The organism is Streptomyces sp. SudanB52_2052 (assembly GCF_964272415.1).
Classification (GTDB): Bacteria; Actinomycetota; Actinomycetes; order Streptomycetales; family Streptomycetaceae; genus Streptomyces; species Streptomyces olindensis.
In genome coordinates, this window is the sequence record NZ_OZ186796.1 from 897550 (window position 1) to 924442 (window position 26893).

Annotated in this window: 28 protein-coding genes; 14 read left to right on the forward strand and 14 right to left on the reverse strand. The window is 72.5% G+C overall.

All coding sequences use genetic code 11. From position 1 onward, the window contains the following. Window positions 1–7: 7 nt before the first annotated feature. Entirely contained in the window at window positions 8–2356 is a 2349-nt protein-coding gene (locus ACSUPV_RS04150; protein ID WP_436946940.1) for an ATP-binding cassette domain-containing protein, read from the forward strand. A gap of 7 nt (window positions 2357–2363) precedes the next feature. On the opposite strand, the gene ACSUPV_RS04155 is transcribed toward ACSUPV_RS04150, so the two are convergent. The 5 genes from ACSUPV_RS04155 to ACSUPV_RS04175 form a co-directional block, all read right to left on the reverse strand. Then, window positions 2364–3179 (reverse strand): lysophospholipid acyltransferase family protein, encoded by an 816-nt coding sequence (locus ACSUPV_RS04155; RefSeq protein ID WP_382616747.1) that lies wholly within the window; start codon window positions 3177–3179, stop codon window positions 2364–2366. After that, the gene (locus tag ACSUPV_RS04160) at window positions 3179–3946 is read right to left on the reverse strand and encodes a GNAT family N-acetyltransferase (protein WP_037764745.1); all 768 of its coding nucleotides are present in this window, start codon (window positions 3944–3946) and stop codon (window positions 3179–3181) included. The genes ACSUPV_RS04155 and ACSUPV_RS04160 overlap by 1 nt, the downstream gene beginning before the upstream one ends. 188 nt (window positions 3947–4134) lie before the next feature. Next, entirely contained in the window at window positions 4135–4884 is a 750-nt protein-coding gene (locus ACSUPV_RS04165) for a succinate dehydrogenase/fumarate reductase iron-sulfur subunit (protein ID WP_031120091.1), read from the reverse strand. Next, entirely contained in the window at window positions 4881–6830 is a 1950-nt protein-coding gene (locus ACSUPV_RS04170) for a fumarate reductase/succinate dehydrogenase flavoprotein subunit (protein ID WP_382616741.1), read from the reverse strand. Before ACSUPV_RS04170 ends, ACSUPV_RS04165 begins: the two co-directional genes overlap by 4 nt. Before the next feature lies 1 nt (window position 6831). Next, window positions 6832–7500, reverse strand: coding sequence for a succinate dehydrogenase (locus ACSUPV_RS04175; RefSeq protein WP_359787803.1), 669 nt, complete (start codon window positions 7498–7500; stop codon window positions 6832–6834). 119 nt (window positions 7501–7619) lie between these two features. On the opposite strand from ACSUPV_RS04175, the gene ACSUPV_RS04180 reads away from it, so the two are divergent. Continuing rightward, window positions 7620–8504 carry a LysR family transcriptional regulator gene (locus tag ACSUPV_RS04180; RefSeq protein ID WP_031120094.1) on the forward strand — a complete coding sequence of 295 codons (885 nt, stop codon included), beginning with the start codon at window positions 7620–7622 and terminating at the stop codon, window positions 8502–8504. A 66-nt stretch (window positions 8505–8570) separates the two neighbouring features. Further along, complete coding sequence (locus ACSUPV_RS04185) at window positions 8571–8891, forward strand: hypothetical protein (protein WP_037764752.1); 321 nt, start codon at window positions 8571–8573, stop codon at window positions 8889–8891. 169 nt (window positions 8892–9060) lie between these two features. Here the strand turns inward: ACSUPV_RS04185 and ACSUPV_RS04190 are convergent, their stop codons facing one another. From ACSUPV_RS04190 to ACSUPV_RS04205, 4 genes are all read right to left on the reverse strand, one after another. Then, the gene (locus tag ACSUPV_RS04190) at window positions 9061–11205 is read right to left on the reverse strand and encodes a putative bifunctional diguanylate cyclase/phosphodiesterase (protein ID WP_031120096.1); all 2145 of its coding nucleotides are present in this window, start codon (window positions 11203–11205) and stop codon (window positions 9061–9063) included. Next, entirely contained in the window at window positions 11202–12014 is an 813-nt protein-coding gene (locus ACSUPV_RS04195; RefSeq protein ID WP_031120097.1) for an SAM-dependent methyltransferase, read from the reverse strand. The genes ACSUPV_RS04190 and ACSUPV_RS04195 overlap by 4 nt, the downstream gene beginning before the upstream one ends. Before the next feature lie 330 nt (window positions 12015–12344). Beyond that, on the reverse strand, window positions 12345–13325 hold the full coding sequence (locus tag ACSUPV_RS04200; RefSeq protein ID WP_037764760.1) for an SCO0930 family lipoprotein: 981 nt from the start codon (window positions 13323–13325) through the stop codon (window positions 12345–12347). A 282-nt stretch (window positions 13326–13607) separates the two neighbouring features. Next, entirely contained in the window at window positions 13608–13757 is a 150-nt protein-coding gene (locus ACSUPV_RS04205) for a hypothetical protein (RefSeq protein ID WP_359787797.1), read from the reverse strand. 21 nt (window positions 13758–13778) lie between these two features. Between ACSUPV_RS04205 and ACSUPV_RS04210 the strand changes: the two genes are divergently transcribed. From ACSUPV_RS04210 to ACSUPV_RS04225, 4 genes are all read left to right on the forward strand, one after another. After that, window positions 13779–13934 carry a hypothetical protein gene (locus ACSUPV_RS04210; protein ID WP_382616735.1) on the forward strand — a complete coding sequence of 52 codons (156 nt, stop codon included), beginning with the start codon at window positions 13779–13781 and terminating at the stop codon, window positions 13932–13934. Between the two features lie 151 nt (window positions 13935–14085). Beyond that, window positions 14086–14214: a hypothetical protein gene (locus ACSUPV_RS04215; RefSeq protein WP_037764767.1), complete on the forward strand. Its 129-nt coding sequence runs from the start codon at window positions 14086–14088 to the stop codon at window positions 14212–14214. 25 nt (window positions 14215–14239) lie between these two features. Next, window positions 14240–15004: a hypothetical protein gene (locus ACSUPV_RS04220; RefSeq protein WP_382616734.1), complete on the forward strand. Its 765-nt coding sequence runs from the start codon at window positions 14240–14242 to the stop codon at window positions 15002–15004. Between the two features lie 201 nt (window positions 15005–15205). Then, a complete protein-coding gene (locus ACSUPV_RS04225; RefSeq protein ID WP_031120101.1) occupies window positions 15206–15715 on the forward strand; it encodes a hypothetical protein in 510 nt (169 codons plus the stop codon). Window positions 15716–15837: 122 nt separating this feature from the next. On the opposite strand, the gene ACSUPV_RS04230 is transcribed toward ACSUPV_RS04225, so the two are convergent. Then, entirely contained in the window at window positions 15838–16326 is a 489-nt protein-coding gene (locus ACSUPV_RS04230; protein ID WP_031120102.1) for a hypothetical protein, read from the reverse strand. A gap of 351 nt (window positions 16327–16677) precedes the next feature. On the opposite strand from ACSUPV_RS04230, the gene ACSUPV_RS04235 reads away from it, so the two are divergent. After that, complete coding sequence (locus ACSUPV_RS04235) at window positions 16678–17346, forward strand: class F sortase (RefSeq protein WP_031120103.1); 669 nt, start codon at window positions 16678–16680, stop codon at window positions 17344–17346. Window positions 17347–17388: 42 nt separating this feature from the next. Here the strand turns inward: ACSUPV_RS04235 and ACSUPV_RS04240 are convergent, their stop codons facing one another. Further along, window positions 17389–18216 (reverse strand): polysaccharide deacetylase family protein, encoded by an 828-nt coding sequence (locus tag ACSUPV_RS04240; RefSeq protein ID WP_436946941.1) that lies wholly within the window; start codon window positions 18214–18216, stop codon window positions 17389–17391. 355 nt (window positions 18217–18571) lie between these two features. Between ACSUPV_RS04240 and ACSUPV_RS04245 the strand changes: the two genes are divergently transcribed. Continuing rightward, on the forward strand, window positions 18572–19033 hold the full coding sequence (locus ACSUPV_RS04245) for a universal stress protein (protein WP_037764775.1): 462 nt from the start codon (window positions 18572–18574) through the stop codon (window positions 19031–19033). Window positions 19034–19065: 32 nt separating this feature from the next. After that, the gene (locus tag ACSUPV_RS04250; protein WP_359787789.1) at window positions 19066–19194 is read left to right on the forward strand and encodes a hypothetical protein; all 129 of its coding nucleotides are present in this window, start codon (window positions 19066–19068) and stop codon (window positions 19192–19194) included. A 4-nt stretch (window positions 19195–19198) separates the two neighbouring features. Here ACSUPV_RS04250 and ACSUPV_RS04255 read toward each other — a convergent pair whose 3' ends face one another. After that, a complete protein-coding gene (locus tag ACSUPV_RS04255; RefSeq protein ID WP_436946942.1) occupies window positions 19199–20353 on the reverse strand; it encodes a CapA family protein in 1155 nt (384 codons plus the stop codon). A gap of 222 nt (window positions 20354–20575) precedes the next feature. Between ACSUPV_RS04255 and ACSUPV_RS04260 the strand changes: the two genes are divergently transcribed. The 4 genes from ACSUPV_RS04260 to ACSUPV_RS04275 all read left to right on the forward strand — a co-directional run bounded on the left by ACSUPV_RS04260 (window position 20576) and on the right by ACSUPV_RS04275 (window position 23878). Beyond that, window positions 20576–21121, forward strand: a complete 546-nt coding sequence (locus tag ACSUPV_RS04260) for a sigma-70 family RNA polymerase sigma factor (RefSeq protein ID WP_031120108.1) — start codon at window positions 20576–20578, stop codon at window positions 21119–21121. 151 nt (window positions 21122–21272) lie between these two features. Then, window positions 21273–21785 carry a hypothetical protein gene (locus tag ACSUPV_RS04265; RefSeq protein ID WP_037764784.1) on the forward strand — a complete coding sequence of 171 codons (513 nt, stop codon included), beginning with the start codon at window positions 21273–21275 and terminating at the stop codon, window positions 21783–21785. A 151-nt stretch (window positions 21786–21936) separates the two neighbouring features. Next, window positions 21937–22590 carry a zf-HC2 domain-containing protein gene (locus tag ACSUPV_RS04270; RefSeq protein ID WP_037764787.1) on the forward strand — a complete coding sequence of 218 codons (654 nt, stop codon included), beginning with the start codon at window positions 21937–21939 and terminating at the stop codon, window positions 22588–22590. Window positions 22591–22696: 106 nt separating this feature from the next. Further along, window positions 22697–23878, forward strand: a complete 1182-nt coding sequence (locus ACSUPV_RS04275) for a PP2C family protein-serine/threonine phosphatase (RefSeq protein WP_436946943.1) — start codon at window positions 22697–22699, stop codon at window positions 23876–23878. Between the two features lie 28 nt (window positions 23879–23906). On the opposite strand, the gene ACSUPV_RS04280 is transcribed toward ACSUPV_RS04275, so the two are convergent. Beyond that, window positions 23907–24770: an Fpg/Nei family DNA glycosylase gene (locus ACSUPV_RS04280; RefSeq protein WP_031120113.1), complete on the reverse strand. Its 864-nt coding sequence runs from the start codon at window positions 24768–24770 to the stop codon at window positions 23907–23909. 22 nt (window positions 24771–24792) lie between these two features. Continuing rightward, window positions 24793–26880: a SpoIIE family protein phosphatase gene (locus tag ACSUPV_RS04285; RefSeq protein ID WP_031120114.1), complete on the reverse strand. Its 2088-nt coding sequence runs from the start codon at window positions 26878–26880 to the stop codon at window positions 24793–24795. Window positions 26881–26893 lie beyond the last annotated feature (13 nt).

Here is a 26893-nt window from a genome sequence, read left to right on the forward strand (position 1 = left end):
GTTTCCCATGCACGCCCCCCACCGCCCCCACGACCCGTACGTCCGCGTCAGAGGAGCCCGCGAGCACAACCTCCAGGGCGTGGACGTCGACATCCCCCGGGACGTGCTGGCCGTGTTCACCGGCGTGTCCGGCTCGGGCAAGTCGTCGCTGGCGTTCGGCACGATCTACGCGGAGGCGCAACGGCGCTACTTCGAGTCGGTCGCGCCGTACGCGCGCCGCCTGATCCACCAGGTCGGAGCGCCGAAGGTCGGGGAGATCACCGGTCTGCCGCCGGCCGTCTCGCTCCAGCAGCGCCGCGCGGCGCCCACCTCGCGCTCCTCCGTCGGCACCGTCACCAACCTCTCCAACTCCCTGCGCATGCTGTTCTCCCGGGCCGGCACCTACCCGCCCGGCGCCGAGCGGCTCGACTCCGACGCCTTCTCGCCCAACACGGCGGCCGGTGCCTGCCCGGAGTGCCACGGGCTCGGGCAGGTGCACGGTACGACCGAGGAGTCGCTGGTCCCCGACCCCTCGCTGTCGATCCGCGAGGGCGCGATCGCCGCCTGGCCGGGCGCCTGGCAGGGCAAGAACCTGCGGGACGTCCTCGACGCGCTCGGGTACGACGTGGACCGGCCGTGGCGGGAGCTGCCCGCCGAACAACGCGAGTGGATCCTGTTCACGGACGAGCAGCCGGTGGTCACCGTGCACCCGGTCCGGGACGCCGACCGCGTCCAACGGCCGTACCAGGGCACGTACATGAGCGCCCGCCGGTATGTGACGAAGACCTTCTCGGACTCCAGGAGCGCGACCCTGCGGGCGAAGGCCGAACGGTTCCTCACCAGCGCGCCCTGCCCGGCGTGCGGCGGCAGCCGGCTGCGTCCCGAGGCGCTGGCGGTGACGTTCGGCGGGCGGACCATCGCCGAGCTGGCCGCGCTGCCGCTGGCGGTGCTGGCCGCGTCCCTCGACGCGAGGTCGCGGACCGCCCGGGTCCTGACCGACGACCTCACCTCCCGGATCGCCCCCGTCGTGGAACTGGGCCTCGGCTACCTCAGCCTCGACCGGCCCACCCCCACCCTCTCCGCGGGCGAACTGCAACGCCTGCGCCTCGCCACCCAGCTGCGCTCCGGCCTCTTCGGGGTCGTCTACGTCCTCGACGAGCCGTCGGCCGGGCTCCACCCGGCGGACACCGAGGCGCTGCTCACCGTGCTGGAGCGGCTGAAGACGGCCGGGAACTCGGTGTTCGTCGTGGAACACCACCTGGACGTCGTACGCGGCGCCGACTGGGTGGTGGACGTGGGCCCGCGGGCGGGCGAGCACGGCGGGCGGGTCCTGCACAGCGGCCCGGTGGCCGGCCTGGCCGCCGTCGGGGAGTCCGCCACGGCCCGCTACCTGTTCGACGGCTCCCCCGCCCCGGCCCGCCAGACCCGCGAGCCGCGCGGCTGGCTGATGACGGGCCCCGTCACCCGGCACAACCTGCGGGACGTGACCGCCGCGTTCCCGCTCGGCGCGTTCACCGCGGTCACCGGCGTGTCCGGCTCCGGCAAGTCCACGCTCATCGGCGAGATCACGCAGGACACGGCGGGAGTCGGCCGGCTGGTCTCGGTCGACCAGAGGCCCATCGGCCGCACGCCGCGCTCGAACCTCGCCACCTACACCGGCCTGTTCGACGTCGTGCGCAAGGTGTTCGCGGCGACCGACGGAGCCCGTGCACGCGGCTTCGGCGTCGGCCGGTTCTCCTTCAACGTGGCGGGAGGGCGCTGCGAGACCTGCCAGGGCGAGGGATTCGTCAGCGTGGAGCTGCTGTTCCTGCCCAGCACGTACGCGCCCTGCCCGGACTGCGGCGGGGCCCGCTACAACCCCGCGACGCTGGAGGTGACGTACCAGGGGCGGAACATCGCGCAGGTGCTGGACCTGACGGTGGAGAGCGCGGCGGAGTTCTTCGCCGACACCCCGGCCGTCGCCCGCAGCCTCGCCACCCTGCTCGACGTGGGCCTGGGCTATCTGCGCCTCGGCCAGCCGGCGACCGAGCTGTCCGGCGGCGAGGCCCAGCGCATCAAGCTGGCGAGCGAACTCCAGCGCGGTCGGCGCGGCCACACGCTCTACCTCCTCGACGAGCCGACGACCGGCCTCCACCCGGCCGACGTCGACGTCCTGATGCGCCAGTTGCACGGCCTCGTCGACGCCGGGCACACCGTCGTCGTCGTCGAGCACGACATGTCCGTCGTCGCGGGCGCCGACTGGGTGATCGACCTCGGGCCCGGCGGCGGCGACGCGGGCGGGCGGATCGTGGCGGCGGGCCGGCCGGCACAGGTGGCGCGCTCGGCGGAGAGCCGGACGGCGCCCTATCTCGCGCGCACGTTGTCCGGGACCCGCTGAGCCCGCCCTACGCCACGAGCACCGTGTGCGTCCAGGCCGGCGCGGCCGTCTCCGGCGCCTGCGCGGCGCGCGCGAGGGAGCGGCGGTCGGGGTGGCCGCCCGGCGGGATCGCGTCCCGTACCTCGACCTCCGCGACCAGGCCGCGGGCCGTCGCCACCCGCCACAGGGAGGCGAGCAGCGTGTCGTCGCCGACGTACGCGGGGGCCGTGGTGGGCGCTCCGCCGTCGAGCCGGTAGCCGATGCGCACCGGCTGGACCGGCACGCCGGCGTCCAGGGCGGCCTGGAAGACGGCCCGGCGGAAGGTGCCCTGGGCACGGCCGCACCAGGTGCTGCCCTCGGGGAAGGCGGCGACCGCGGCGCCCGCGCGCAGGGCCCCGGCGATCCGGGCGACGGTGTCCGGGAGGGCCCGCAGCCGGTCCCGTTCGATGAACAGGGTGCCGCCGCGCGCGGCCAGCGGCCCGGCGACGGGCCACCGCCGCACCTCGGTCTTGGCCAGCATGCGGGCGGGACGCACGGCGGCGAGCAACGGGATGTCCAGCCAGGAGATGTGGTTGGCGACCAGCAGCAGTCCGCCGGTGGGGGCGGCGGCGCCGGTGACGCGGACCCGGACCCCCGCGGCCCGCACGATCCACCGGCACCACCGCCGGACCAGGGACGCCGGTATCCGGGCGCCGAACGGCGACAGCGCGATCCCGGCGAGGAGCAACAGCACGACTCCCGTGAGCCGCAGCACGGCGCGCGGCACGGCCCGCGCGGGCACCGCGGCCGGCGCCTCGACACAGGCCCGGGGCGTGCAGGGCGCGGTGGGCAGCCAGACGCTCATCAGGCCGGCACGAGGGAGAGGAAGTGCCGCAGGTACCGCGGGTTGACCCGGCTCATCGGCAGCAGCACGTACAGGTCGGCGACGCCGAAGTCCGGGTCGTGGGCCGGTTCGCCGCACACCCAGGCGCCCAGGCGCAGGTAGCCGCGGAGCAGGGCGGGCAGTTCGACGCGGGCGGCGGGAGCGGGGCCCGGCGTCCACGGCAGCAGGGGCCGGACGCGGTACTCCTCGGGCGAGAGGTGCTTGGCGCTCACCCGCTCCCAGGTGGCGGAGGCGAGGGTACCGCCGTCGGCGAGCGGGACGGAGCAGCAGCCGGCGAGCCACTCGTGGCCGCGGTCGACCATGTAGCGGGCGATGCCGGCCCAGATGAGGCTGATGACCGCGCCGTCGCGGTGGTCGGGGTGCACGCAGGAGCGGCCGACTTCGACGAGTTCCGGCCGGATCCCGGCGAGGGAGGTCAGATCGAACTCGCCCTCGGAGTACAGCCGCCCGGCGACCGCCGCGCGCTCCGGCGGCAGCAGCCGGTAGGTGCCGACGACCTGGCCGGTCGTCTCCTCACGTACGAGCAGGTGGTCGCAGTACGCGTCGAACGGGTCCACGTCCAGCCCGGGCTGCGAGCCGGTGAGCAGGGCACCCATCTCCCCGGCGAAGACGTCGTGCCGCAGCCGCTGGGCGGCACGCACGTCCTCCTCGTTCCGGGCGAGGGTGACGGTGTAGCGGGTGGGGGCCGTGGGCTGGGCGGGGCGGTCGACGGTCAGTACGCCGGTCATGGCTTCTCCTGGTCACGGGCCGGTGGCGGCGAGCGGTGCCGCCGCCCCCTGTTGTGCCCATGCCGCCTGACCACCGCATGACCAGTACCAGGAGAGCGGGTGCCAGAATGCTGAATGCCAGAGGGGCCACGCCCCTTCAGGGGCGCGGGGAACTGCGCGACAAGCCACAGTCGGCCCGCACCCGGCAACTACCGCCTGCCCACCCTGCGAGTAGCCCGCAACCACTCCTTGTTCATGCTGGTAATGGACATGAGCGGAATCCCCTTGGGACAAGCCGTGGCACACTCACCCGTCAGCGTGCACCCCCCGAATCCCTCCTCATCCATCTGCTCCACCATGTCCAGCACCCGCGTCTCCCGCTCCGGCGCCCCCTGCGGCAGCACGTTCAGATGGTTGATCTTGGCGGACGTGAACAGCATCGCCGCCCCGTTCGGGCAGGCCGCCACACACGCCCCGCACCCGATGCACTCGGCGTGCTCGAACGCGAAGTCGGCGTCCGGCTTCGGCACCGGCGTGGCGTGGGCCTCGGGGGCCGCGCCCGTCGGCGCGGTGATGTAGCCGCCGGCCTGGATGATCCGGTCGAACGCCGACCGGTCCACCACCAGATCCTTGATCACCGGGAAGGCGGACGCCCGCCACGGCTCCACGTCGATCGTGTCGCCGTCCTTGAAGGACCGCATGTGCAGTTGGCAGGTGGTCGTCCGCTCCGGCCCGTGCGCGTCCCCGTTGATCACGAGCGAGCAGGCGCCGCAGATGCCCTCGCGGCAGTCGTGGTCGAAGGCGACCGGGTCCTCGCCCTTGAGGATGAGTTCCTCGTTGAGGGTGTCGAGCATCTCCAGGAACGACATGTCCTCGGAGATCCCGTCCACCTCGTACGTGGACATCGTGCCGTCGGCGTCGGCGTTCTTCTGCCGCCAGACGCGCAGGGTGAGCTTCATGCGTAGCTCCGCTGGGTGGGGTGGACGTACTCGAAGACCAGGTCTTCCCTGTGCAGGACGGGGGCCTCGCCGGTGCCGGTGAACTCCCAGGCGGCCGCGTAGGAGAACTCGTCGTCCTTGCGGGCGGCTTCGCCGTCGGGTGTCTGCGATTCCTCGCGGAAGTGGCCGCCGCAGGACTCGGAGCGGTGCAGGGCGTCGAGGCACATCAGCTCGGCGAGCTCCAGGTAGTCGACGATGCGGTTGGCCTTCTCCAGCGCCTGGTTGAACTCCTCGCCGGTGCCGGGCACCTTGATGCGCCGCCAGAACTCCTCGCGGATCTGCGGGATGCGCTCCAGGGCCTTGCGCAGCCCCGAGTCGGTGCGGGCCATGCCGCAGAACTCCCACATGAGTTCGCCGACCTCGCGGTGGAAGGAGTCGGGTGTGCGGTCGCCGTCGACGGACAGCAGCAGGTTGAGCCGGTCCTGCGTCTCGGCCAGCACCCCCTGGACGACGGGGTGTTCGTCGGTCACCTCGTCGTGGTGCGGGTTGCGCGCGAGGTAGTCGTTGATGGTGGCCGGGAGGACGAAGTAGCCGTCGGCCAGGCCCTGCATCAGCGCGGAGGCGCCGAGCCGGTTGGCGCCGTGGTCGGAGAAGTTGGCCTCGCCGATGGCGAACAGGCCGGGGACGGTGGTCTGGAGGTCGTAGTCGACCCACAGGCCGCCCATCGTGTAGTGCACGGCGGGGTAGATCCGCATCGGCACCTCGTACGGATCCTCGTCGGTGATCCGCTGGTACATGTCGAAGAGGTTGCCGTACTTGGCCTCGACGGCCTTGCGGCCCATCCTCCGGATCGCGTCGGCGAAGTCCAGGTACACGCCCTGGCCGCCGGGACCGACGCCCCGTCCCTCGTCGCAGACGTTCTTCGCGGCCCGGGAGGCGATGTCGCGCGGCACGAGGTTGCCGAAGGAGGGGTAGATGCGCTCCAGGTAGTAGTCGCGCTCGTTCTCGGGGATCTCGTTCGGGGGCCGGGTGTCGCCCTTCGCCTTCGGCACCCAGATCCGGCCGTCGTTGCGCAGCGACTCGCTCATCAGCGTCAGCTTGGACTGGTGGTCGCCGGTGCGCGGGATGCACGTCGGGTGGATCTGTGTGAAGCAGGGGTTGGCGAAGTACGCGCCGCGCCGGTGGGCCCGCCAGACGGCGGTGGCGTTGGAGTTCATGGCGTTCGTCGACAGGTAGAAGACGTTGCCGTAGCCGCCGGAGGCGAGCACGACGGCGTCCGCGAAGTACGTGTCGATCTTCCCTGTGACGAGGTCCCGGGCGACGATGCCGCGCGCCCGTCCGTCGACGACGATCAGGTCGAGCATCTCGGTCCGCGGGTGCATCTCGATGTTCCCGGCGGCGATCTGCCGGCTGAGTGCCTGGTAGGCGCCGAGGAGGAGCTGCTGTCCCGTCTGGCCGCGGGCGTAGAAGGTGCGCGACACCTGTACACCGCCGAACGACCGGGTGTCGAGCAGGCCGCCGTACTCCCGGGCGAACGGCACGCCCTGGGCCACGCACTGGTCGATGATCTCGACGGAGATCTGCGCGAGCCGGTGCACGTTGGACTCGCGGGCGCGGAAGTCGCCGCCCTTGACGGTGTCGTAGAACAGCCGGTGGATGGAGTCGCCGTCGTTGCGGTAGTTCTTCGCCGCGTTGATGCCGCCCTGCGCGGCGATGGAATGGGCGCGGCGCGGAGAGTCCTGGTAGCAGAACTGGACGACGTGGTAGCCCTGTTCGGCGAGGGTGGCACCGGCGGAGCCGCCGGCGAGGCCGGTGCCGACGACGATCACGGTGTGCTTGCGCCGGTTGGCGGGGTTCACCAGCTTGGCCTCGAAGCGGCGCTTGTCCCAGCGCTCGTTGATCGGCCCGGACGGTGCCTTGGTGTCGACGACCGGCTCACCGGTCGCGTAGTCGGCGTAAGAGGTCATGTCAGCTCACCACTCCGGTCATGACGCCCACGGGTACGGCGATGAAACCGGCCGTGAGCAGCAGCGCGAGGACGTCGGCGACGGTCTTCAGGGTGCGGTCACGCCGCCGGCTGCCGACGCCGAGGGTCTGGGCGGCGCTCCAGAACCCGTGCCGGACGTGCAGCCCGAGGGCGAGCATCGCGACGATGTAGATGACGTTGCCGTACCAGGTGGAGAAGGTGTCCACGACGTTCTGATACGGGTGGCCGGGCCGGAAGCCCGGGTGCACGGAGCCCGTCGTCAGGTCGAGGACGTGCCAGACGATGAACAGCCCGAGGATGATCCCGCCCCAGCGCATGGTGCGGGTGGCGTAGGAGGCCCGTGGCTTCTTGTGCATGTACTTGCTGGGCCGCGCCCTGATGTCGCGGCGGCTGAGCTGGTACGCGGAGACCGCGTGCGCGACCACGGCCACCACGAGCGCGACGCGGACCAGCCAGAGCGTCCACTCGTAGTGCATGAAGGGCTCGCCGACGGTGCGCAGCCAGTGGGCGTAGTGGTCGAACTCGCCGGCCCCGAAGAAGATCTTCAGGTTCCCGATCATGTGGACGACCAGGTACAGCAGCATGATCAGACCGCTGACCGCCATCACGGTCTTCTTGCCGACGGTGGAGTCCCACACGGTGCGTGCCATGGACGGCCGTCGGTCCGTCCGCGTTGCCAGAGCCATGGCACAGCACGCTACGGACCCGCGGCCGATCGGTCCAAGACATGGTATGGCTTGATTCCATAGGCCCTGGCTATGGTAAGAGGATGCAGTTCCAGCAGCTCCAGTACTTCGTGGCCGTCGCCGAGACCCGGCACTTCACCCGGGCCGCCGATCTGGTCCATGTCGCGCAGCCATCGCTGTCGCAGCAGATCAAGGCGCTGGAAAGGGAGTTGGGGGCCGACCTGTTCCTGCGGGCGCGCGGCAACATCACGCTCACGGACGCCGGGGAGGCGCTGCTGCCCCTGGCCCGGCGCATCCTGGCCGACGCGGACACGGCGCGGCACGAGGTGCTGGAGCTGGTGCAGCTGCGGAGGGGGCGGGTGCGGCTGGGGGCGACGCCGAGTCTGTGCACGGGTCTGCTGCCGGACGTGCTGCGCGCCTTCCACGACCGCTACCCGGGGATCCGGCTGCTGATCGAGGAGGGCGGCTCCCACGACCTGGTGCGGGAACTGGCCCGTGGCGCGCTGGACCTGGCGCTGGTGGTGCTGCCGCTGCCGTCGCCCTCCCCCGCCCTGACGACGGTGGAGCTGCTGCGCGAGGACCTGGTCGTGGTCTCCTCCCCGGACGCGCCGAGGCCCGGGCAGGGGCGGCGGACCGTGCGCGTCGCCGATCTGGAGGGCGAGCGGCTTGTGATGTTCCGGCACGGCTACGACCTGCGGGAACTGACCGTGGCGGCGTGCCGGGCGGAGGGGTTCGAGCCGGACTTCGCGGTGGAGGGCGGCGAGATGGACGCGGTGCTGGGCTTCGTACGGGCGGGACTGGGTGTCGCCGTCGTCCCGCGGATGGTGGCCGCGCGGTCGGGGCGCGGACTGCGGGTGACTCCCCTGGCGCGGCCCGGCCTGCACCGCACGATCGCCCTGGCCCACCGCAGCGATGTGGCGCCGCCGCGGGCGGCGAGGGAGTTGCAGCGGATGCTGCTGGAGCGGTGACCCACCGCCCGGGGCACCTGCGGATATTCCCTGCGCCCGGCAGCAGCCCGCGCCTAACCTCGACCCATGGGTGATGAGCAGTACGTCCGGTATCGGGACGACATGAAGGTGCTGGCCGCCATCGGGGCCTGCGTCGACCGGCAGGCGGGCCGGGTCGTGGTGCGGGTGCCGCGCGAGCCGGCCGAGGCGGCGGTGGCGGCCTGGGAGCGCACGGAGGAGGGCGCGCCCGGCGCGGAGACGCCGGAGCAGTACGCGCTGCGGGACGGTGCCGCCGAGCTGGCGCTGATCGGCCTCGCGATCAGTGAACGCGGCCGCTGGGAGGGCGAGGAGGTCGTCGTGGACCTGGACGTCGCCTCCGCGGGGGCGGCGCTCCGCGCGGCGCGGTGACAGCGGCTCCCGCCCGTCACCCGGTCCTGGCCGCTCCCGCACGGCGTGCGGCGGCGGCCGACCGGATCCGCTCCGGTGGGATGCCGGCCCGTTCGCCGTCGATGTCCCGGGCGGCCTCGATCGTGGGAAGCGGTCCCGGGGCCGACCACCGGGACCGCCGCCCGTCCGCTCAGCCCGTCGCGTCGACCAGCGCCAGCTCGTGCAGCCGCTCCGGCGGGCCGGGGCGGGCGTAGTACCAGCCCTGTGCCGTGTCGCAGCCCAGTATCCGCAGCTGCTCGGCCTGCGCCCCGGTCTCCACGCCCTCCACCGTGACCGCGAGGTCCAGGCTGTGGGCCAGCGAGACGATCCCCTCGACGATCTTGAGGTCGACGGGGTCGGCAGGGAACTGCTGCATGCTCTGGGTGAAGGAGCGGTCGAGCTTCAGGATGCTGACCGGCAGGCGACGCAGGTTGGCGAGGTTGGAGTAGCCCGTGCCGAAGTCGTCCAGGGCGATGTCGACGCCCATCTCCGCCAGTCGGCGCAGCGGCTTCAGCAGGTCGTCGTCCGCGCCGATCAGGGCCGACTCCGTGACCTCCAGGCAGAGCGCGTCCGGTTCGATGCCCGTGCGTTCCAGGATGTCGACGGTGTCCTGGACCAGGCCCGGGTGGGTCAGCTGGCAGGGCGAGAGGTTGACGTTGATCCGCAGCGGGCCCACCGCCTCCGCACCGCCGTGCAGTTCCCGCCACTCGCGGGCCTGCCGCACCGACTGCTCCAGGACCCAGCGGCCCAGCGGCACGATCAGCCCCGTGTGCTCGGCGAGCGGGATGAACCGGTCCGGGCCGAGCACGCCGTGCTGCGGGTGCAGCCAGCGCACCAGGGCCTCGGCGCCCCGGACGCTGCCGTCGCCGAGATGCACCAGCGGCTGGTACTCGATGAAGAACTCGCCCCGCTCCAGCGCCGTCGGCAGCGCGGTGGTGAGTCCGTGCCGGGTGATGGCGCGGGCGTCCGCCTCCGGGTCGGCCAGCTCGAAGCGGTTGCCGCCCGCCGACTTGGCCCGGTACATGGTGATGTCGGCGCTGCGCAGCACCTCGGCGGGGCTGCGCTCCCCGGCCGGGCCCTCGACGATGCCGATGCTGCCGCGCACGGTCAGCTCGCGGCCGTCGACGCTGATCGGCGCGAGCAGCGCGTTCATGATGCGGGCGGCGAGTTCGTCGACCTCGCGCTGGGTGTCGGGGCCGGTGGTCAGGGCCACGAACTCGTCGCCGCCGAGCCGGGCCACCATCTCGCCCGGCGCGGTGGCGCAGGACTGGAGCCGGTCGGCGACCTCCACGAGCAGCCGGTCGCCGGCCGCGTGGCCGAGGCTGTCGTTGACGGTCTTGAAGCCGTCCAGGTCGAGGTAGCACAGCCCGAACCGCTGTCCCTCGCCCGCGCCCAGTGCCTTCTCCAGGCGCTCGAAGAAGAAGGTGCGGTTCGGCAGGCCGGTGAGGGCGTCGTGCGTGGCCTCGTAGCGCAGGCGCAGGTTGAGCAGCCGCCGCTCGGTGGTGTCCTCCATGAGGGCGAGCTGGTACTGCGGGTTGCCGTCGGCGTCCCGGAGGAGGGAGACCGTCAGGTTGGTCCACAGGACCGTTCCGTCCGGGCGGTAGAACGCCTTCTCCAGGTGGTAGTGCTCCCGCTCGCCGCGGACGAGTTCCTCGTAGAGCCGCCAGGTCTGGGGCGCGTCGTCGGGGTGCGTCCACTCCATGACGTTGCGGCTGCGCAGGGTCTGCTCGGAGACTCCGAACATGCGCAGCAGCGCCCCGTTGACCTGGAGGATGTTGCCGTCCAGGTCGGCCATGCCGATGCCTATGGCCGCGCCCTCGAAGACGGCGCGGAAACGGGCCTCGCTCGCGTGCAGGGCCTGCGCGACCACCCCCTGTGCCTGGAGCGCGGCCTGCGCGATGGCCTCCTGCTCGGCCAGGGTCCGCTCGCGCAGCGCCCGTGCGAAGCCGGCGGCCATCGCGTGCTGCAGGCGCGCGCACCGGGCCCGCAGGTCCTCCTGGTCGCCGTCGTTCCCGCAGTACAGGACGAGGTAGGCGTCCACGCAGTCCAGCGTGCGGCTGAGTGCCTCGGGGTCGGTGCAGTGCGCGTCCACGAGGGCGGCGCCGACCGCCTTGCCCGCGTCGGCGTCGAAGGCCCGGGCCAGCAGAGCCTCGCTCAACCGCCGGGCCAGCGGCAGCAGGTGCGCCTCGAACTCCGGGCGGGTCGACGACGTCGAGGTCACCGGGAAGACCGCCCGGCTCCAGATCGTCGCGAACCGACGGAGTCTGTCCTCCGGCCCGTCCGGTTCCGCGATCACGCCGTACGCCCCACGCCCGCGAACCCGGAGAACGCATACGGATCCTCGTCCTCCGGTGCGGTGTCGGGCCGCCAGCGCGGCATCGCCACCAGTCCGGGTTCCACCATGTCGTACCCCTCGAAGAACCGCGCGATCTCCTCGCGCGAGCGCATGATCAGCGGGTTGCGGATGTCCTCGTACACGTCCACCGCACCCCCGGCCCGCTCCTGCGGCAGCGGGATCCCCTCGTAGGAGGCGTGGGTGAGCACGAGCAGGCTGCCGGGCGCGAGCGCCTCGCGCAGTTCGGCCACCGCCCCGTACGGGTCGTCCTCGTCTTCCACGAAGTGCAGTATGGCAACGAGGAGCAGCGCCACTGGCTGATTCAGGTCGATCAGCCGCTCCACCTCGGGGCTGCGCAGGATCTCCTGGGGCTTGCGCAGGTCCGCGGCGACGATGGCCGCGTCCTCGTTGCCCTCCAGGACCGCCTGGCTGTGCGCCACGGCCACCGGGTCGTGGTCGACGTAGACGACGCGCGCGCCGGGGCGGGCGGCCTGGGCGACTTCGTGGACGTTGCCGAAGGTGGGTATGCCGGAGCCGATGTCCAGGAACTGGGTGATGCCCTGGTCGGCCGCGTAGCGCACGGCGCGGCGCATGAACGCCCGGTTCGCCTGCATGATCTTGGGGAGTCCCGGCATGAACTCCATGGCCCTGCGGGCCGCTTCCCGGTCGACCTCGAAGTTGTGCGATCCGCCCAGGTAGTAGTCGTACATCCGGGAAACGCTGGGCACCGAGATGTCGATGCTCCGTGGGGCCCAGGCGGGACGCTCCATCTATCTCTCCAAGGCGTAGGCGATCCGGTGTTCGAGCAGAGGCTACTGATCGCCCGCCAATGGAGCGACCCGAAACGGAAATTGACCGTCCGTTCCCGGTCACTGCCTGCGGCACGTGCCGAATTGATACCCGTCCGCATGCCCTTCGAACATATGACGAACAGTGTCCGAGGCATTCCGGAGAGTTCCGGTCCGGAAGGGGGAGAGTGCCAGGAATTCGATGAGTTCAGGTGAAGCACGGCAAAACGGTCCGCCCCTCCGTGAGCACGGAGGGGCGGACCGGGTCGGCGTCGTCGGGTGACGAGATGAACCCTGGGGAGGTCGCTCTTGTTATTCCGACGCGCCGACCAGCTTGCCGTCGGGCCGGACGGCGAACCAGGTGCCGCCGACGCCCTGGCCGTTGGTGTCACCGGGAGCCTTGTCGCCGGCGAAGGTGTAGATCGGCGAGCAGTTGATCGTCTGCTGCTTGCCCTTGCCGTCGGTCCGGTCGAAGATCATGTAGCCCTTCTCCTGGATGCCCTTGGTGTCGGCGAAGTCGACGGGCTCCACGAGCGGCCACTTCTCCAGGCAGGCTCCGGTGCAGTTGGAGACGGGCTTGGGCCACGCCTTGTCCTTCTTGAACCGGTAGACCGTCATGCCGTTCTTGTCGACGACGATCTCGCCGAGCTTGGGGTCGTTACGGGTCGACAGCCCCAGTTCCTCGGCCTCGCCGGCGGCACCCACGCCGCCCGCGCCCTCCTGCACCTTCTTCCCGTCGGGGGCGAGCGCGTACCACTTGCCGCCCACGCCCTGGCCCTTGACGTCACCGGCGTTGACGTCCTTGGCGTAGCGGTAGGCCGGCCAGCCGCCGACGGTGAGCTGCTTGGTGCCGTCGGCCCGGGTGACCGAGCCGAGCAGCGCCTTGTCGATGCCCTCGCCGGCCTCGGCGTCGTCCGCGGGGACCGGCGGCCAGGTCTTGGCGCAGTCGCCGTCGCAGTTCGACTTGGGCGGCTGCTCGGTGTCCTGGTCGAACCGGTACAGGGTGAGGCCGAGGCTGTCGGTGACCACCTTGCCGATCTCGGCGGTGGAGACGGACAGCTTGCCCGCGGGGTTGGACAGGCCGGTGGGGCTCGGCGCGGCCGGCGGGCTGCTGGCGGTGCCGCCGACACCGTTCCCGGTGCCCGAGCCGATGCTTCCGTAGTCCCCGGGCGCGGCCGTGGCGCCCACGTTCTGGCTGGCCGCCGGTGGGCTGTCCTGACCGCACGCCGTCGTCAGCGCCAGGACCGCCGCGGCGCTCGCCACGAGTGAGGCGCTCCGCCAGGAGGTCTTCATCGTCAACTCCCCATATTCGCAAGGGTGTTGCAGCGCCCTGCTGCGCCGCCGCACGGCCATGAGTACGCATGGGGGCGGCGTTTGTGTTCAACGTCCGGCCAAATTTCTTTCCGGAGCCTGTGACAGCCGCCGCACGCCCGTGCGGACCGGCCGCCCCACGCGTGACGCCGGATCAAACCGGCACCCCCGGAACATCCCTCTTTCGGGGCAATCCCCTTGCGCTGCGGCCCGCCTGGGCGGCACAGGGCTCATGATCTTCGTCGTGTATGGACCCCTCTCGACTCAACCCGCCCTCGCCGCACGGGCCTTGGCGGTGGCGACGCTGACCTGGGCGCTCGTCGGCGCACCGGCCGGAGGGGCGGTGGCCGACTCCTGCGCGTACGCCTCGACGGGGCCGGACGGCACCAAGGCGGTGGCGGTCGCCGGGAGCAAGACCTGGCCGACCAAGCCGCCGTGCCCGACACCCACACCGACGCCCACCCCCACGCCCACCCCGAAACCCCCTCCGCCGAAACCGACCCCCACCCCGAGCCCGACGCCGACGCCGAGCCCGGACCCGCCACCGCCCTCACCCAAGCCCCCGCCCCCGAAACCGCCGCCCACCGCTGAACCGGAGCCTCCTCCTCCGCCCGCTCCACGCCCGGCGGTGCCCGCACCCCGGCCGACTCCGCGGCCCACTCCTCCCCCGCCCCCTCCGCCGGCACCGGCACCGGCCCCGAAACCGTCGGCCAGTCCCACCCCGCGTCCGTCCGCGAAGCCCGTGCACTACCCGCGCTACCGGGCCGCGCCACGGCCACGGCCGTCGAACAACACGCTGTCGCCGCTCACCTTCGTCCTGCTCGTCACGGTGCCCGCGGTAGTCGCCGTCGCCGCGCTGCGGGCGCGCTGATCCCTGGAAGCTCTGGAGGCACCTCTTGCCGGAATGGCTTGTTCTCACCCTCGCGATGCTGGCCGCCTGCGCCGTGGTGGTCGTCATCACCCTCGTTCGGCACCGCAGGGCGCCCGAGGACGAGGACCCCAGCGAGACTCCGGACGTCATCGAGTACATGACGATGTGGATCGGTGTCGTGTACGCCATCGTCCTGGGCCTGGCGATCGCCGGTGTCTGGGAGGGGCGCAGCGCCGCCCAGGACCACGTCCAGGCCGAGGCGACCGCGCTGCACGAGATCTCGGAGCGGGTTCGGGTCTACCCGGCCGAGGAACGCGACCGCATCCGGGACGACATCCACGCGTACGTCAGCCACGTGGTCACCACCGAGTGGGACACCATGGCCGACTCGGGCCGGGTCACCGAGCGCGGCGGCGAGCTCTTCGAGCGGGTCCGCGCGGACGTCACCGACTACGAGCCGAGGACGGACTTCCAGGCCCAGGCCTACCAGCCGCTCCTCGACCAGGTGACCGCGGCGAGCCAGGCGCGGATCGCCCGGGCGGAGTCGACCGGGGAGACCATGCCGGGCGTGGTGTGGTTCGGGCTGATCGCCGGGGCCGTCGTCACCATCGGGATGATCTTCGCGCTGCAGATCCGCAGAACGACACGCGAACTGGTCCTCGCCGGGCTGTTCTCGGCCCTGATCGCCTTCCTGCTGTTCCTGATCTGGGACTTCGACTCGCCCTACAGCCGGGGCGTGACGGCCTCGGCGGACCCCTTCCTGAACCTCTTCCCGGGTGTCGAGGACTGACGGTGCCCCCACCACGGATCCCTGCCGGGGGGCGCGCGACCCACCGTCGCCGTCCCCTGGGCGGGCCACCCCCGTACCCCGTTTGCGCTACTCCGATCGCGCCACCGCGGGCCCGTTCCTAGCGTTTCGGGCATCGAGGTGCAGGTGTGATGTGAGCGGAACAGGTCCGCGGCTGCTCCTCGGGGACCCGGAGGATCCATCATGCGCGCGATATGCGTCGCTTCGGCCGTACTGCTGGGCGCCGGCGCCCTCACCTCCTGCGTGCCCGCCGCCGACGCGGCGATCGCGACCGACTTCGGTTTCGCCGTCGAGCCCTCCACCGTCGCGGCGGGCGGCCGGGTCACCCTGCGCGTGGAGCGCAACGAGGCGTGCCGGGGCGAGGCGGCCGTCTCCTCGGCGGTCTTCGACGTGGTCACCATCCCGCCGGGGAAGTCGTCGGCGACGGCCGTGGTCGACTGGGACGCCAAGCCCGGCGCCGTCTACGACGTGGAGTTCGTCTGTGACGAGTCGAGCGGCACCGCGCGTCTGACCATCGCCGGCGGCCGGCCGACGCACCACCACCGTCACCCCAAGGGCGTGCACGCCGGTGAGGGCGGCACCTTCGCCGGCCTCGACCTCAAGGAGATCGGCCTCGGGGCCGCGCTCATCGCCGGTTCCCTCGGCGCCGCCTACCACTTCTCGCGCCGCCGCCCCGACGAGGACGCCGGCTGAAGACGCACGTCCGCAGGTGTGCGCCCCGGGGTTCCCCGCGCGAGGGAACCCCGGGGCGCACACCGTTCAGGTGCGAGGCGACCGCTCGTAAGAAGGCCGGGGCGCAAGAAGCCCGGGGAGCGTCAGATGCGCCGTTCGGCCCGCCGGCGCATCCAGAACACGCCACCGCCGACGAGCGCAGCGGCCACGAGACCGCCCCCGATGGCCATGTCGGTCGGGGTCGCGCCGGTGGTGCTGCCGCCGCCGATGCCGCCGCGGACACCGCCGATGACGGTGAAGGCCTGTGGCTTGGTCAGGCTCTTGCCGTTGCACGTGACCGTGATGTCGTACGGCCCCGGGCGGGCGTTGGCCCTGATGGTGGCGGTGCCCCTCGCCGTCTCCTTGGGGCCGGAGACGGGCGAGAGCTTCGCCGGCATGGTGAACGCGGCGGAGGTCGCCGTGCCACCGTGGCGGCAGCCGTCGACCGTGATGGTCAGCTGGCCGCCACGGGCGATGACGCTCGGCAGGGCGACGATGTTGCTGGGTGTGTCCCACGCGACGGCCGCGGGGGCGGAGAGGCCGAGGGCGGCGACGGCCGCACCGGCGACCGCCAGGGCACGAGTGTTAGGCATGTGAACCTCCGCGGAAGACGCCCCGGGACCCGTCCCCGGTCGATCGGCGAGAAAGCGCCTCCCAGGAAGACAGTCAGTTGCCTTGTCCGCACCCGCATTTCGGGAATGGTCCGTCCTGGTGAGAGAGGGCAGCGCGGGAAAACCGCGCAATGGGTTATCGCCGCAGGTCACGCACGGTCGGAAATTTCCTCACGGCGGCAACTCGGATGGCGCACCTCAGGGTCCCGGGCCGCCCCGCACAGCCCCGGGCCACCCGTTCGCTCCTGCCCCGTCGCCGCTTTCCCGCATGGCACTTAACGTGCTGATATGCGCGAATGACACGGCGACGGCCGGGTCGAGAGGGGAAGGCGAATGTCTGCGTCCGAACTGGCCGAGGCGGAAGAGGAGGCGCGGCGGAAGAAGCGCGCCCCGTGGGGCGTGATAGCGCTGGTTCTGCTGACCGGCCTCGCGCTCATTCGGAATGGTTCGGGGGAGTTCGACGAGGGCCCGCCGCAGCCGGCCACGGCCGCCGCGGCGGACAGCCGGGTGCCCGCCGCCACCTTCGCCGGGACCGTACGGCCGCTGCCCTACGCCCTTCCGGACCGGGTCCGGATCCCGGCCATCCAGGTCGACGCGCCGATCATTCCCGTGGGCCTGGACGCGGACGGCTGGGTGGGCGCGCCGCCGCCCGAGGACCCGAACCTGGCCGGCTGGTTCACCGGTGCCGTCACGCCCGGGGAGAAGGGCACGGCGGTCGTCGTGGGCCATGTCGACAACCAGCAGGGCCCCGCCGTGTTCTACGGGCTCGGGGCGCTGAAGAAGGGGAACCGCGTCGAGGTCGCCCGGCAGGACGGGAAGACCGCCGTGTTCGAGATCTACGGCGTCGAGGTGTTCGAGAAGAACAACTTCCCCGGCGACCGGGTCTACGCGTCCAAGGGCGCGGCCGAACTGCGGGTCATCACCTGCGGCGGCGGATTCTCCGAGCAGGACGGCTACGCGGGCAATGTCGTGGCCTTCGCCCGCCTGGTCGAGGTGCGCTGAGCGCTGCCGGCCGGGCGGGCGAAAGTCCGAGCGTTCCTCTCCTTACGCGTAGTGCCGCCGGGGCACGGTGACGCGGTAGCCGGAGTCCAGCAGTCCGGGGAGGTAGCGCCGCAGGGCCCGCACACTCTGCGAGCGGTCGCCCCCGGCGTCGTGCGAGAGCACCACGACGCCGGGGGCGGCGCCGTTCTCGACCCGCCTCACGATCGACCGGGTGCCCGGGGTGGTCCAGTCGAGGGTGTCCAGCGTCCAGGCGAGGGGCTCCATGCCGAGTTCGGCGCCGATCTGGAACGTGGCGCGGTTCCAGGCGCCGTAGGGCGCGCGGAACCACTCGGGGCGCTCCCCGCACGTCTCCTCGATGACCTCGCTGGTGCGCTCCATCTCCCTGCGGATCTGCCGGCGGGTGAGACGGGTGAGCAGCGGGTGGGACCACGTGTGGTTGCCGACGACGTGGCCCTCGTCGGTCATCCGGGACAGCAGGTCCCTACTGTCGGCGGCCATCTCCCCGCACACGAAGAACATGGCGCGGACGTCGTACTCGGCCAGGGTGTCCAGGACGTCCGGGGTGTAGCGGGGGTCGGGGCCGTCGTCGAAGGTCAGCACGATGGTGCGGCCGCGTCCGGAGACGCGCAGCAGCGGTTCGCGGCGCACCAGGGTCCGGCGGGGCGCGGCGTGCGGCGGGCCGTAGCCGGTCAGGGGCTGGAGGCGGTACGCGGAGGCGCTGCGGGGGCTGCGGGCCTGGGCGCCGGCGGCCGGGCCGGAGCCTGCGGGGACGTCCCCGGTGACCGCCGTGAGCACCCCGGCCGTGGCGGCCGCTCCCACGCCGCCCGCGAGCAACGCCGCGCGTCGGGTGAGCAACTGATCCTTCTTCATGACTCATCAGTCGCCCGGCGGAGGGCCGACGCACCTGAGCAACACCGGTGCGGCGGCACGATTTCACCCGAACGGCCCACGTATGAGGGTCAGTGGCGGCGCGGCACGGCCGGTGAGGGGGTCGGCGGGCTCGGTCCCGTCCCCTCCGGCGAGGCCGAGCGCCGCCAGTGACGGCGGCCCTGCCGTGGTGACGGGCCGCTGTCCGCCGGTCGGGTGCCCCTTTCCCGACGACTTGAGCACCATGAACTCCATCGCGATGTCGGGGGCGGTGCGTTGGCGTTCTCCCCGGGGTGCCCGGCACGGTCTCGCCCTCCCGCCCGGCTGCCGGCCCCGTCGCCTCCGATAGCCTCGCGCCGTGACGGAACAGCACTCCCCTAGGTTCGAGCGGGGCACGGACGGGCCGAAAGTGATCGTGGCCGGAGTGGACGGCTCCGACTCCTCCCTGCGGGCCGCGGCCTACGCGGCCGGCCTGGCCCGGCGACAGCACGCGCTGCTCGCCCTGGTGTACGTGCAGCCCGTGCTGGCGGCGGGGGCCGCGCTCGGGGCGCCGGTGGCCGAGACGACCGACGAGATCGCCGAGGACCTGGTGGCGCAGATCCGGGACGCGGCGGAGCGGCTCAAGGGGATATACGAGGTCCGCTGGGAGTTCCACACGTTCCGCGGCGACCCGTACAACGGCCTGGTGAAGGCCGCCGACGCGCTCAAGGCGGACGCGGTGGTCGTGGGCGCCTCGGAACAGGCGGGCCACCGCATCGTCGGCTCGGTGGCGGTACGGCTGGTGAAGGCGGGGCGCTGGCCGGTGACGGTGGTGCCGTAGCGGTACCCGGTGGCCGGAGCGCGCGAGGAGCGGTGGGACGAGCGGTCGCGCGCGGCCCGTCCGACGAACCCGGGTGGTTCGCGCTGGGGCTCGTGAGCTACTTCGCCTGCTCCTACCGGCGCTCGGAACTGGCCGGGCACCGGCCGGAGCAGGGGGACTGAGGCCCTACTCCCCCATCACCAGTCCGTCCTGCGCCGCGCCGCGGCTGAGGACGACGTCCCGGATGCGGTCGCGTACGGCCCGGACGTCGGCGCCCTGGGCGAGGGCCCGGTTGAGGTTGACGACCCGGCCGGCGTCGACGTCGAACAGCTGCGGGACGAACTCCGCCTTCGTCACCTCCCAGCGGCCGCCCGGCCGTGCGGGCGGGGCGAAGGTGAAGCGGCCGAGGGTGGACTGGTTGCCGCGCGGGTCCTTGGCGCCTTGGTGGTTGGTCATCAGTCCGGCGATCTGGTCGCCCATGCCGTAGATCACCCAGGTGCCGTTGACCTTCTCGTAGGCCTGCGGGACGTGTGCGTGGGTGCCCAGGATCAGGTCGATGTCGGGACGCCCCTCGCTGCGGGCGGCGGTGAGGTTCCGGGCCAGGGTCAGCTGCCGGTCGTCAGGGGCGTCCTGCCATTCGGTGCCCCAGTGCATGGACACGACGACCACGTCCGCGCCCGCATTCCGCGCGGCCCGGGCGTCCGCGAGGATCCTGCCCTCGTCGATGAGGTTGACGGCCCTGGGCTGTCCCTCGGGGAGCGGGATGCCGTTGGTGTCGTAGGTGTAGGCGAGGTGAGCGATCTTCGCCTGGCCCGCCTGGAGGACCGTCACGGTGCGGGCCTCCTCCTCGCTGCGGGCCGAGCCGGCGTGCCGGACGCCCGCCCGGTCGAGGGCGTCGAGGGTGCGGCGGATGCCGTCGGCGCCGTCGTCCAGGGTGTGGTTGGAGGCCGTGGAGCAGCCGTCGTAGCCGGTGGTGGCGAGGGCCGGGGCCTCCTCGGGCGGGGACTTGAAGGCGGGGTAGCCGGTGTAGTCGCCGTTCGCGCCGTAGACGGTCTCCATGTGGCACAGGGCCAGGTCGGCGCGTTCGACGACGGAGCGGATCCCGGCGAGCATCGGCCGGAAGTCGTAGCCGGTGCCGCCGGCGTCGAAGCGGGCCCGGTCGATGATCGTGTCGTGCGGGAGGACGTCGCCGGAGGCGACCAGGGTGAAGCCGCGGGGCTCGGCGAGGGATGGTGCGGGGCGCCCGGGGCCGGGCGGTTCGTGGTCACGGGCCTGGCAGGCGGCGCCTGCGGCGAGGGCGACGGTCAGGGCCAGGGCCACCTGTCGACTGCGTGCGATCATCCGTTCACCCCACTGTGGGCGTTGTGGTCGTATTTACACACAAACAGGAAAGAAGGCCCACGCCGCCCCACGCGGCTCCGACACGCTCATCAGCCCGACCGGCACCCGCCCGGTCGAGCGCCCCGACCGTTCGTCGAACCGTTCGTCGACGCGATCGACCGTCCGCCGCACAGCCGGGTACGTGGCCTGTGCCACAGCCACGCCCTGCGGTGGCATACGGCCATGACGGCCGGATCCACTCTCATGAACGGGACGACCGCCGAGCACGAGCTCGCCGCACTGCAGCGGGAGCACGGCCGGCCCCTCTTCGCGCTGCTGCTCCGGCTCTGTGACGGCGACCGGCAGCGCGCGGAGGACCTGGTCCAGGAAACGCTGGTGCGCGCCTGGCAGCACCCCGAGGCCCTGCGCGCCGACGACTTCGACTCCGTACGCCCCTGGCTGATGACCGTCGGGCGACGGCTCGCGATCGACGCCCGGCGGGCCCGGCAGGCCCGTCCGGCCGAGGTCGGCGACGCCGTGCTGGAGAACGCGCGGGTCATCTCCGACCACGCCGAACGGGCCGCGGCGACGCTCGACGTCCGCCGGGCTGTGAAGACACTCACTCCGGAACACCGTGAAGTCCTGGTACTCGTGTACTTCCAGGGGGCGAGTGTGGCGGAAGCCGCAGCGACCCTCGGGATCCCGCCCGGTACCGTGAAGTCCCGCGCGTACTACGCGCTGCGCGCCCTGCGCCGGGTGCTTCCGGGATACGCCGCCGACCTGCGGTGAAACCAACGGCCGAGTCAAACCTCCGTAAAGCGCCTTGCTGAGGACCCCGGTTGAGTAATCGGCTGTTCTCATCCGTGTTCCGGATGGGGCCGACAACGCCCCGGAGCCCGGTGTCGGCCAACGCGCACGTACCGGAGGAAGGCAGGAAGGGATGCTGCACAGAGGGCAGGAGAGCACGGACGGCGCCGGCGGTGAACTGACCGTCCCCATGGCGTGGTTGTACGCCGAGTACATCGCCGACGAGCTGCTGCGGACCGGCGATCTGATGCCGCCGACGTCCTTCGAGTTCCGCGCCGGGCGCGACGCCCTGGCGCTGACGATCTTCCTCTCCGACACCGACGGGGAGCTGTCGGGCATCCGGGTCGTCACCCAGCTGGAGACCTGGCTGTCGCTGACCGCGTACGACCAGCCGTGGCAGGAGTGGGTGCGCGAGCGGCTGGCCGAGGTCGCCGCGGCCGCCGCGGAGTCGGGCGGGCCGGCACCCGACCTGGAGCTGGCGGAGGAGGCCTGGCGCTGGCTGCAGGAGACGGAGCTGCTCGCGCCCGACCTGAACGCGGTGCCGGGCGGCGCTCCGGTGGTCGCGGAGGACGAGGGGCCGAAGGTGTGGACGCCCGCCTGGCAGCTCGGACTGCCGCTGGGGCACCTCGCGATCCATCTTTTTTAGATTTCTGCGACCCCGGACCAATCCGGGGGCCGGAGGGCTCCGAATCCTTTGGTTGCGATTGTGTCACCGGCTTGAGTGATTCCGCTGCCTGGTCCGTACCGGTGGGAGCAAGGAGTAACCCCACCCGCACCCAACGGCACGAGGATTCGGCATGAGGTCCCTGGAAAGGCATCGCGACGTCGGCGCCTACGCGCTCGGCGTGCTGGACGAGGCGGAGGCCTTCCGCTTCGAGGACCACCTCATGGAGTGCCCTCGGTGCGCTGCAGAGGTGACGGAATTCGGCCCGACGACACGGCAGTTGATGCTGTACCGGCGGGCGACGCCGCGGTTCGTGAGCCCGCTGACGCAGCCCGGGCCGCGCATGCTGGACCGGCTGCTGGCCGAGGTGGCCACCCGGCGCCGGGCCGGGCGCAGGCGCATGCTGTTCGCCCTGGCGGCCTCGGTGGCGCTCGCGGTGTCGGTGCCCGGGATCGCGATGATGGCCCGGGGCGGCGGCGAGGGGCCCCTGACCGTCGCGGCGACCGACGCGCGCACGGGGGTGTGGGCGCAGGTCACGACGGAGGACGAGGCCTCGGGCAGCCAGGTCGAGCTGCAGGTCAAGGACGCGGCTGGGCCCCGCGCCTGCCACCTCGTGATCATCGGCCGCGACGGCACGGAGGAGACCGCGACCAGCTGGCAGGGGCCCGGTCACGACGCCCACCCGAACACGATGATGGCCAGCTCGTCCATGCACCCGGACGAGATCGCCCGCTACGAGATCCGCTCCTCGGCCGGCGAGGTCCTGGTGAAGCTCCCGTCGCCCTAGCCCCTGGGGGTCTGTCGTCCGTCCGCCTCTGTCGCCGGGCGGCCCGTGCGTCCCGGTGTGAGACTGCTCGACGACACACCCGGGCTGCGCGGCGAGGGGAGACGAGGTGACGACGGCGGAGACCGGTGACGGTCGCCTGGAGGAGTTCCTCGCCGATCCGGAGAGCTCGACGCTGGGCCTGGCCGCGGCGGTGGCCCGCTGCACCAAGGCCGTGGGGATCCAGCACTCCGTGGTGTACCTGGCCGACATCCAGCAGCGCCGGCTCGTGCCGCTCACCGACGTGGCCTCGCCCCTGCCCGTCGACGACTCGCTGGCCGGCTGGACCTACCGCACCCAGTCGCTGCGCGTGGAGGAGTCGGAGACGGGCGGCATGACGGCCTGGTTCCCCCTCCTGGACGGCGCGGAACGGCTCGGTGTGCTCTCCGTGCTCTGCCCGGCGCTGACCCCGGCCGTGCTGCGCCGCGGCAGGGCCCTCGCCACCCTGCTCGCCATGATGATCACGTCGAAGCGGGCGTACAAGGACTCCTTCGTCCGGCGGACGCGCACCGAACCGATGCGGCTGCCCGCCGAGATGCTGCGGGCCTTCCTGCCGCCCCGCACGATCGGCACCGCGCACGTGGTGTCCACGGCCGTGCTGGAGCCGGCCTACGAGATCGGCGGCGACGCCTTCGACCACTCCCTCACGGAGACGACCCTGCACGCCGCGGTCCTCGACGCCATGGGGCACGACCTGGCCTCCGGGCTCACCACGGCCGTGTCGCTGGCCGCCTGCCGCAACGCCCGGCGGACCGGGGCGGACCTGCCCGAGCTGGTGGAGTGCGTCGACGACGCGCTGGCGCACTGGCTCCCCGACCAGTTCTGCACGGGCGTCCTGGCCCAGCTGGACCTGGCCTCCGGGTTGCTGCGGTGGTGCAACTGCGGGCACCCCCCGCCGCTGCTCATCCGCGACCAGCGGCTGCACGTGGACGCCATGCGGCGCGAGCCGGATCCGCCGATGGGGCTGCCGTCCCTGCTCGCCGGGCGGCAGCGGCAGACGCACGAGATCGCGCTGAAGCCCGGCGACCGGGTGCTGATGTACACCGACGGGGTGACCGAGGCCCGGGGCAGCGACGGCGGCGAGTTCGGTCTCGAACAGTTCGCCGACTACATCATCCGGGCGATGGCGGCGGGCGAGCTGGCGCCCGAGACGCTGCGCCGGCTCATCCACTCCGTCCTGGACTCGCCCACCAGCCGGCTGCGGGACGACGCGACCATCCTAATGTTCGAGTGGACACCGCCGACCCGGTGATGCCGCCGACCCGGTGACGCGGGCCCGGTCACTTCAGCAGGCGGGACATCCTGCGGTCCGCCAGCGGCTTCCCGCCCGTCTGGCAGGTCGGGCAGTACTGCAGCGAGGAGTCGCTGAAGGACACCTCGCGGATGGTGTCGCCGCACACCGGGCAGGGCTCGCCGGTGCGGCCGTGGACGCGCAGGCCGCTCTTCTTCTCGGCCTTCAGCCGCCCGGCCGCCACGCCCCGGGAGCGCTCGACCGCCTCGGTGAGCGTGTCGCGCAGGGCCGTGTACAGCCGCCCGGTCTCCGCCTCGGTCAGGGACGCGGCCAGCTTGAAGGGCGACATCCTCGCGGCGTGCAGGATCTCGTCGCTGTAGGCGTTGCCCACGCCCGCGATCAGGCTCTGGTCGCGCAGCGCCCCCTTGAGCTGCCGCCGCTCACCGGACAGCAGCCCGGCGAGGCGCGCCTCGTCGAAGTCGTCGGCGAGCGGGTCCGGGCCGAGCCGGGACACGCCCGGCACCTCCTGCGGATCCCCGACGACGTACACCGCGAGCCGCTTCTGCGTGCCGGCCTCCGTCAGGTCGAAGCCGGCGCCGGTCTCCAGGGCCACGCGCAGGGCGAGGGGGCCCTTGCCGGGGCGGGGCGGGCCGTCGGGGAGGCGGTCCTTCCAGTGCAGCCAGCCCGCGCGGGCCAGATGCGTCACGAAGTGCGGGCCCTCCGCGGTCCCGATGTCGAGGAACTTGCCGTACCGGCGCACGGCGGTCACCTCGCGGCCCTCCAGCGCGGACAGCGGCGGGTCGTAGGTCTTCAGGACGCTGATCGCCACGGGCAGCACCCGTACGATCTCGTGGCCGACGAGGTGCTCGGTGAGGAAGTCCTTGAGCGCCTCGACCTCGGGGAGTTCCGGCATAGGTCCAGAGTGCCACGTGGGGTCAGTCGTGGTCCGGCACCACGAACTCGCACCAGACGGCCTTGCCCCCGCCCCGGGCCTCCACGCCCCACACGTCGGTGAGCAGCTCGACCAGCAGCAGGCCCCGCCCGGAGACGCCCGAGTCGCCCGCCTCGCGGCGGCGCGGCAGGGCGCTGGAGGAGTCCTCGACCTCGACGCGCAACCGGACCTCGGAGCCGGTGAGGGCCCGCAGGGTGACGATCGCGGAGCCCTCGGTGTGCATCAGGGCGTTGGTGATCAGCTCGTCGGCGACCAGCTCGATCTCGTCGGCGCGGTCCCGGGCTCCCCAGGCGGCGACCGCGGTGCGGATCATGTGCCGGGCCTCGGCCAGGGCCGCCGGGTCGCCGGGGGCCACGTGCCGCTGGAGCCGGCGGCCGGACTGCGGGCCGTCCGGGCCGCGCCGGCGCAGCAGGAGCAGCGCCACGTCGTCGTCGCCGCCGCGCTCGGCGGCCACGTCGATGAGCCGGTCGGCGAGGTCCCGTACGTCGTCGGGGCCGGTGTCGACGAGCGCGGTGAGGGTGCGCATGCCGTCGTCGAGGTCGGCGCCGGGCTGCTCCACGAGGCCGTCGGTGCACAGCAGCAGGGTGTCGCCGGGGTCGAGCTCCATGGTGCCCACCGGGTAGTCGAGGCGGCCGAACTCGGCGGACAGCCCGAGCGGCAGACCACCCGGGACGGTGACGCGGCGGCAGGAGCCGTCGGGGCTCCGCACGAGCGGGTCGATGTGCCCGGCCCGGACCATCTGGAGGACGCCCGTGGACAGGTCGGCCTCGGCGTAGAGGCAGGTGGCGGAGCGGTCGGTGTCGAGTTCGTGCAGGAAGACGGAGGCGCGGGCCATGACGGTGGCCGGGGGGTGCCCCTCGGCGGCGTAGGCGCGCAGCACGATGCGCAACTGGCCCATGACGGCGGCCGCGTGGGTGTCGTGGCCCTGGACGTCGCCGATGACGGCGCCGACCCGGCCGCCGGGCAGCGGGATCAGGTCGTACCAGTCGCCGCCGATGTCCCGGCCGACGGATCCGCCGATGGTGGCGGCGCGGTAGCGGACGGCGACGTCGGCGCCGGGCACGCTGGGGATGGTCCGGGGCAGCATGGCCTGCTGGAGGCCCTGCGCGAGGTCCATCTCCTGCTCGTAGAACATGGCCCGCTGCAGGCTCTGCGCGATGCTGCTGCCGAGGGCGACGAGGATGTTGCGCTCCTCGGAGGTGAAGCCGCGCCGGTCGCTGTAGAGCAGGCCCATGGCGCCGATCGGCCGGGCCTGGACGATGAGCGGCAGATAGGCGGCCGAGGTGATGTTCAGGTCGGTGATGTGCGGCCACAGGATCGGGTAGCGCTCGGCGAACTCCTCGGGCGATTCGATGAAGCACGGGCCGAGGGTCCGTACGGCCTCGCTCATCGGGTAGGGCTCGTCGATGCGGGTGACGCGGGTGCCGGGCACGAAGCTGTCCGCGGGTCCCTCGGCGACCAGGCGGATGCGGCCGGCCTCGACCAGGCCCATGACGAGGCTGGTGGCACCCAGGTGGGTGAGGCCGTGGGTGTCCTTGAGGACGTCGATGACGTCCTGGACGGTCCGGGCGTGGGCGAGGGCGGCCGTGGTGAGTTCGACGACGTTGGTCTGCTCGCGGCGGGCCTCGTCCCGGTCGGCCTGGTCGCGCCGGGCGTCGATCTCGCCGAGCTCCTGGGTGGCGTCCCGGACGATGCCGATGATGCGGCGGGGCCGCCCGGTCTCGTCGCGCCGGATGTAGCCCTGGGTGTGCGTCCAGCGCAGGGTGCCGTCGCGGCGGCGGATGCGGAAATAGGCGCCGTAGTTCTCGCTGCCGTCCTTCAGGGCCTGGGAGACGGCGGTGTCCAGGCGCCGGGCCTCGCCGGGCGGGACGCGCCGGGAGAGGGTCTCGGGGTGGTCGTCGTACTCGTCGGGGCGCACGTCGAAGACCTCGTGGGCCTGCGCGTCCATCTGCATCAGGCCGGTGTCCAGATCCCAGTCGAAGCTGCCCATCCGGTTGAGCGCGAGGATCGGGTCCGGGTGGGCGGGCCAGTCGTCCGGGAGGGACAGGGCGCTCGCTCCCCGATCAGCCATGGGCCCACCTTGC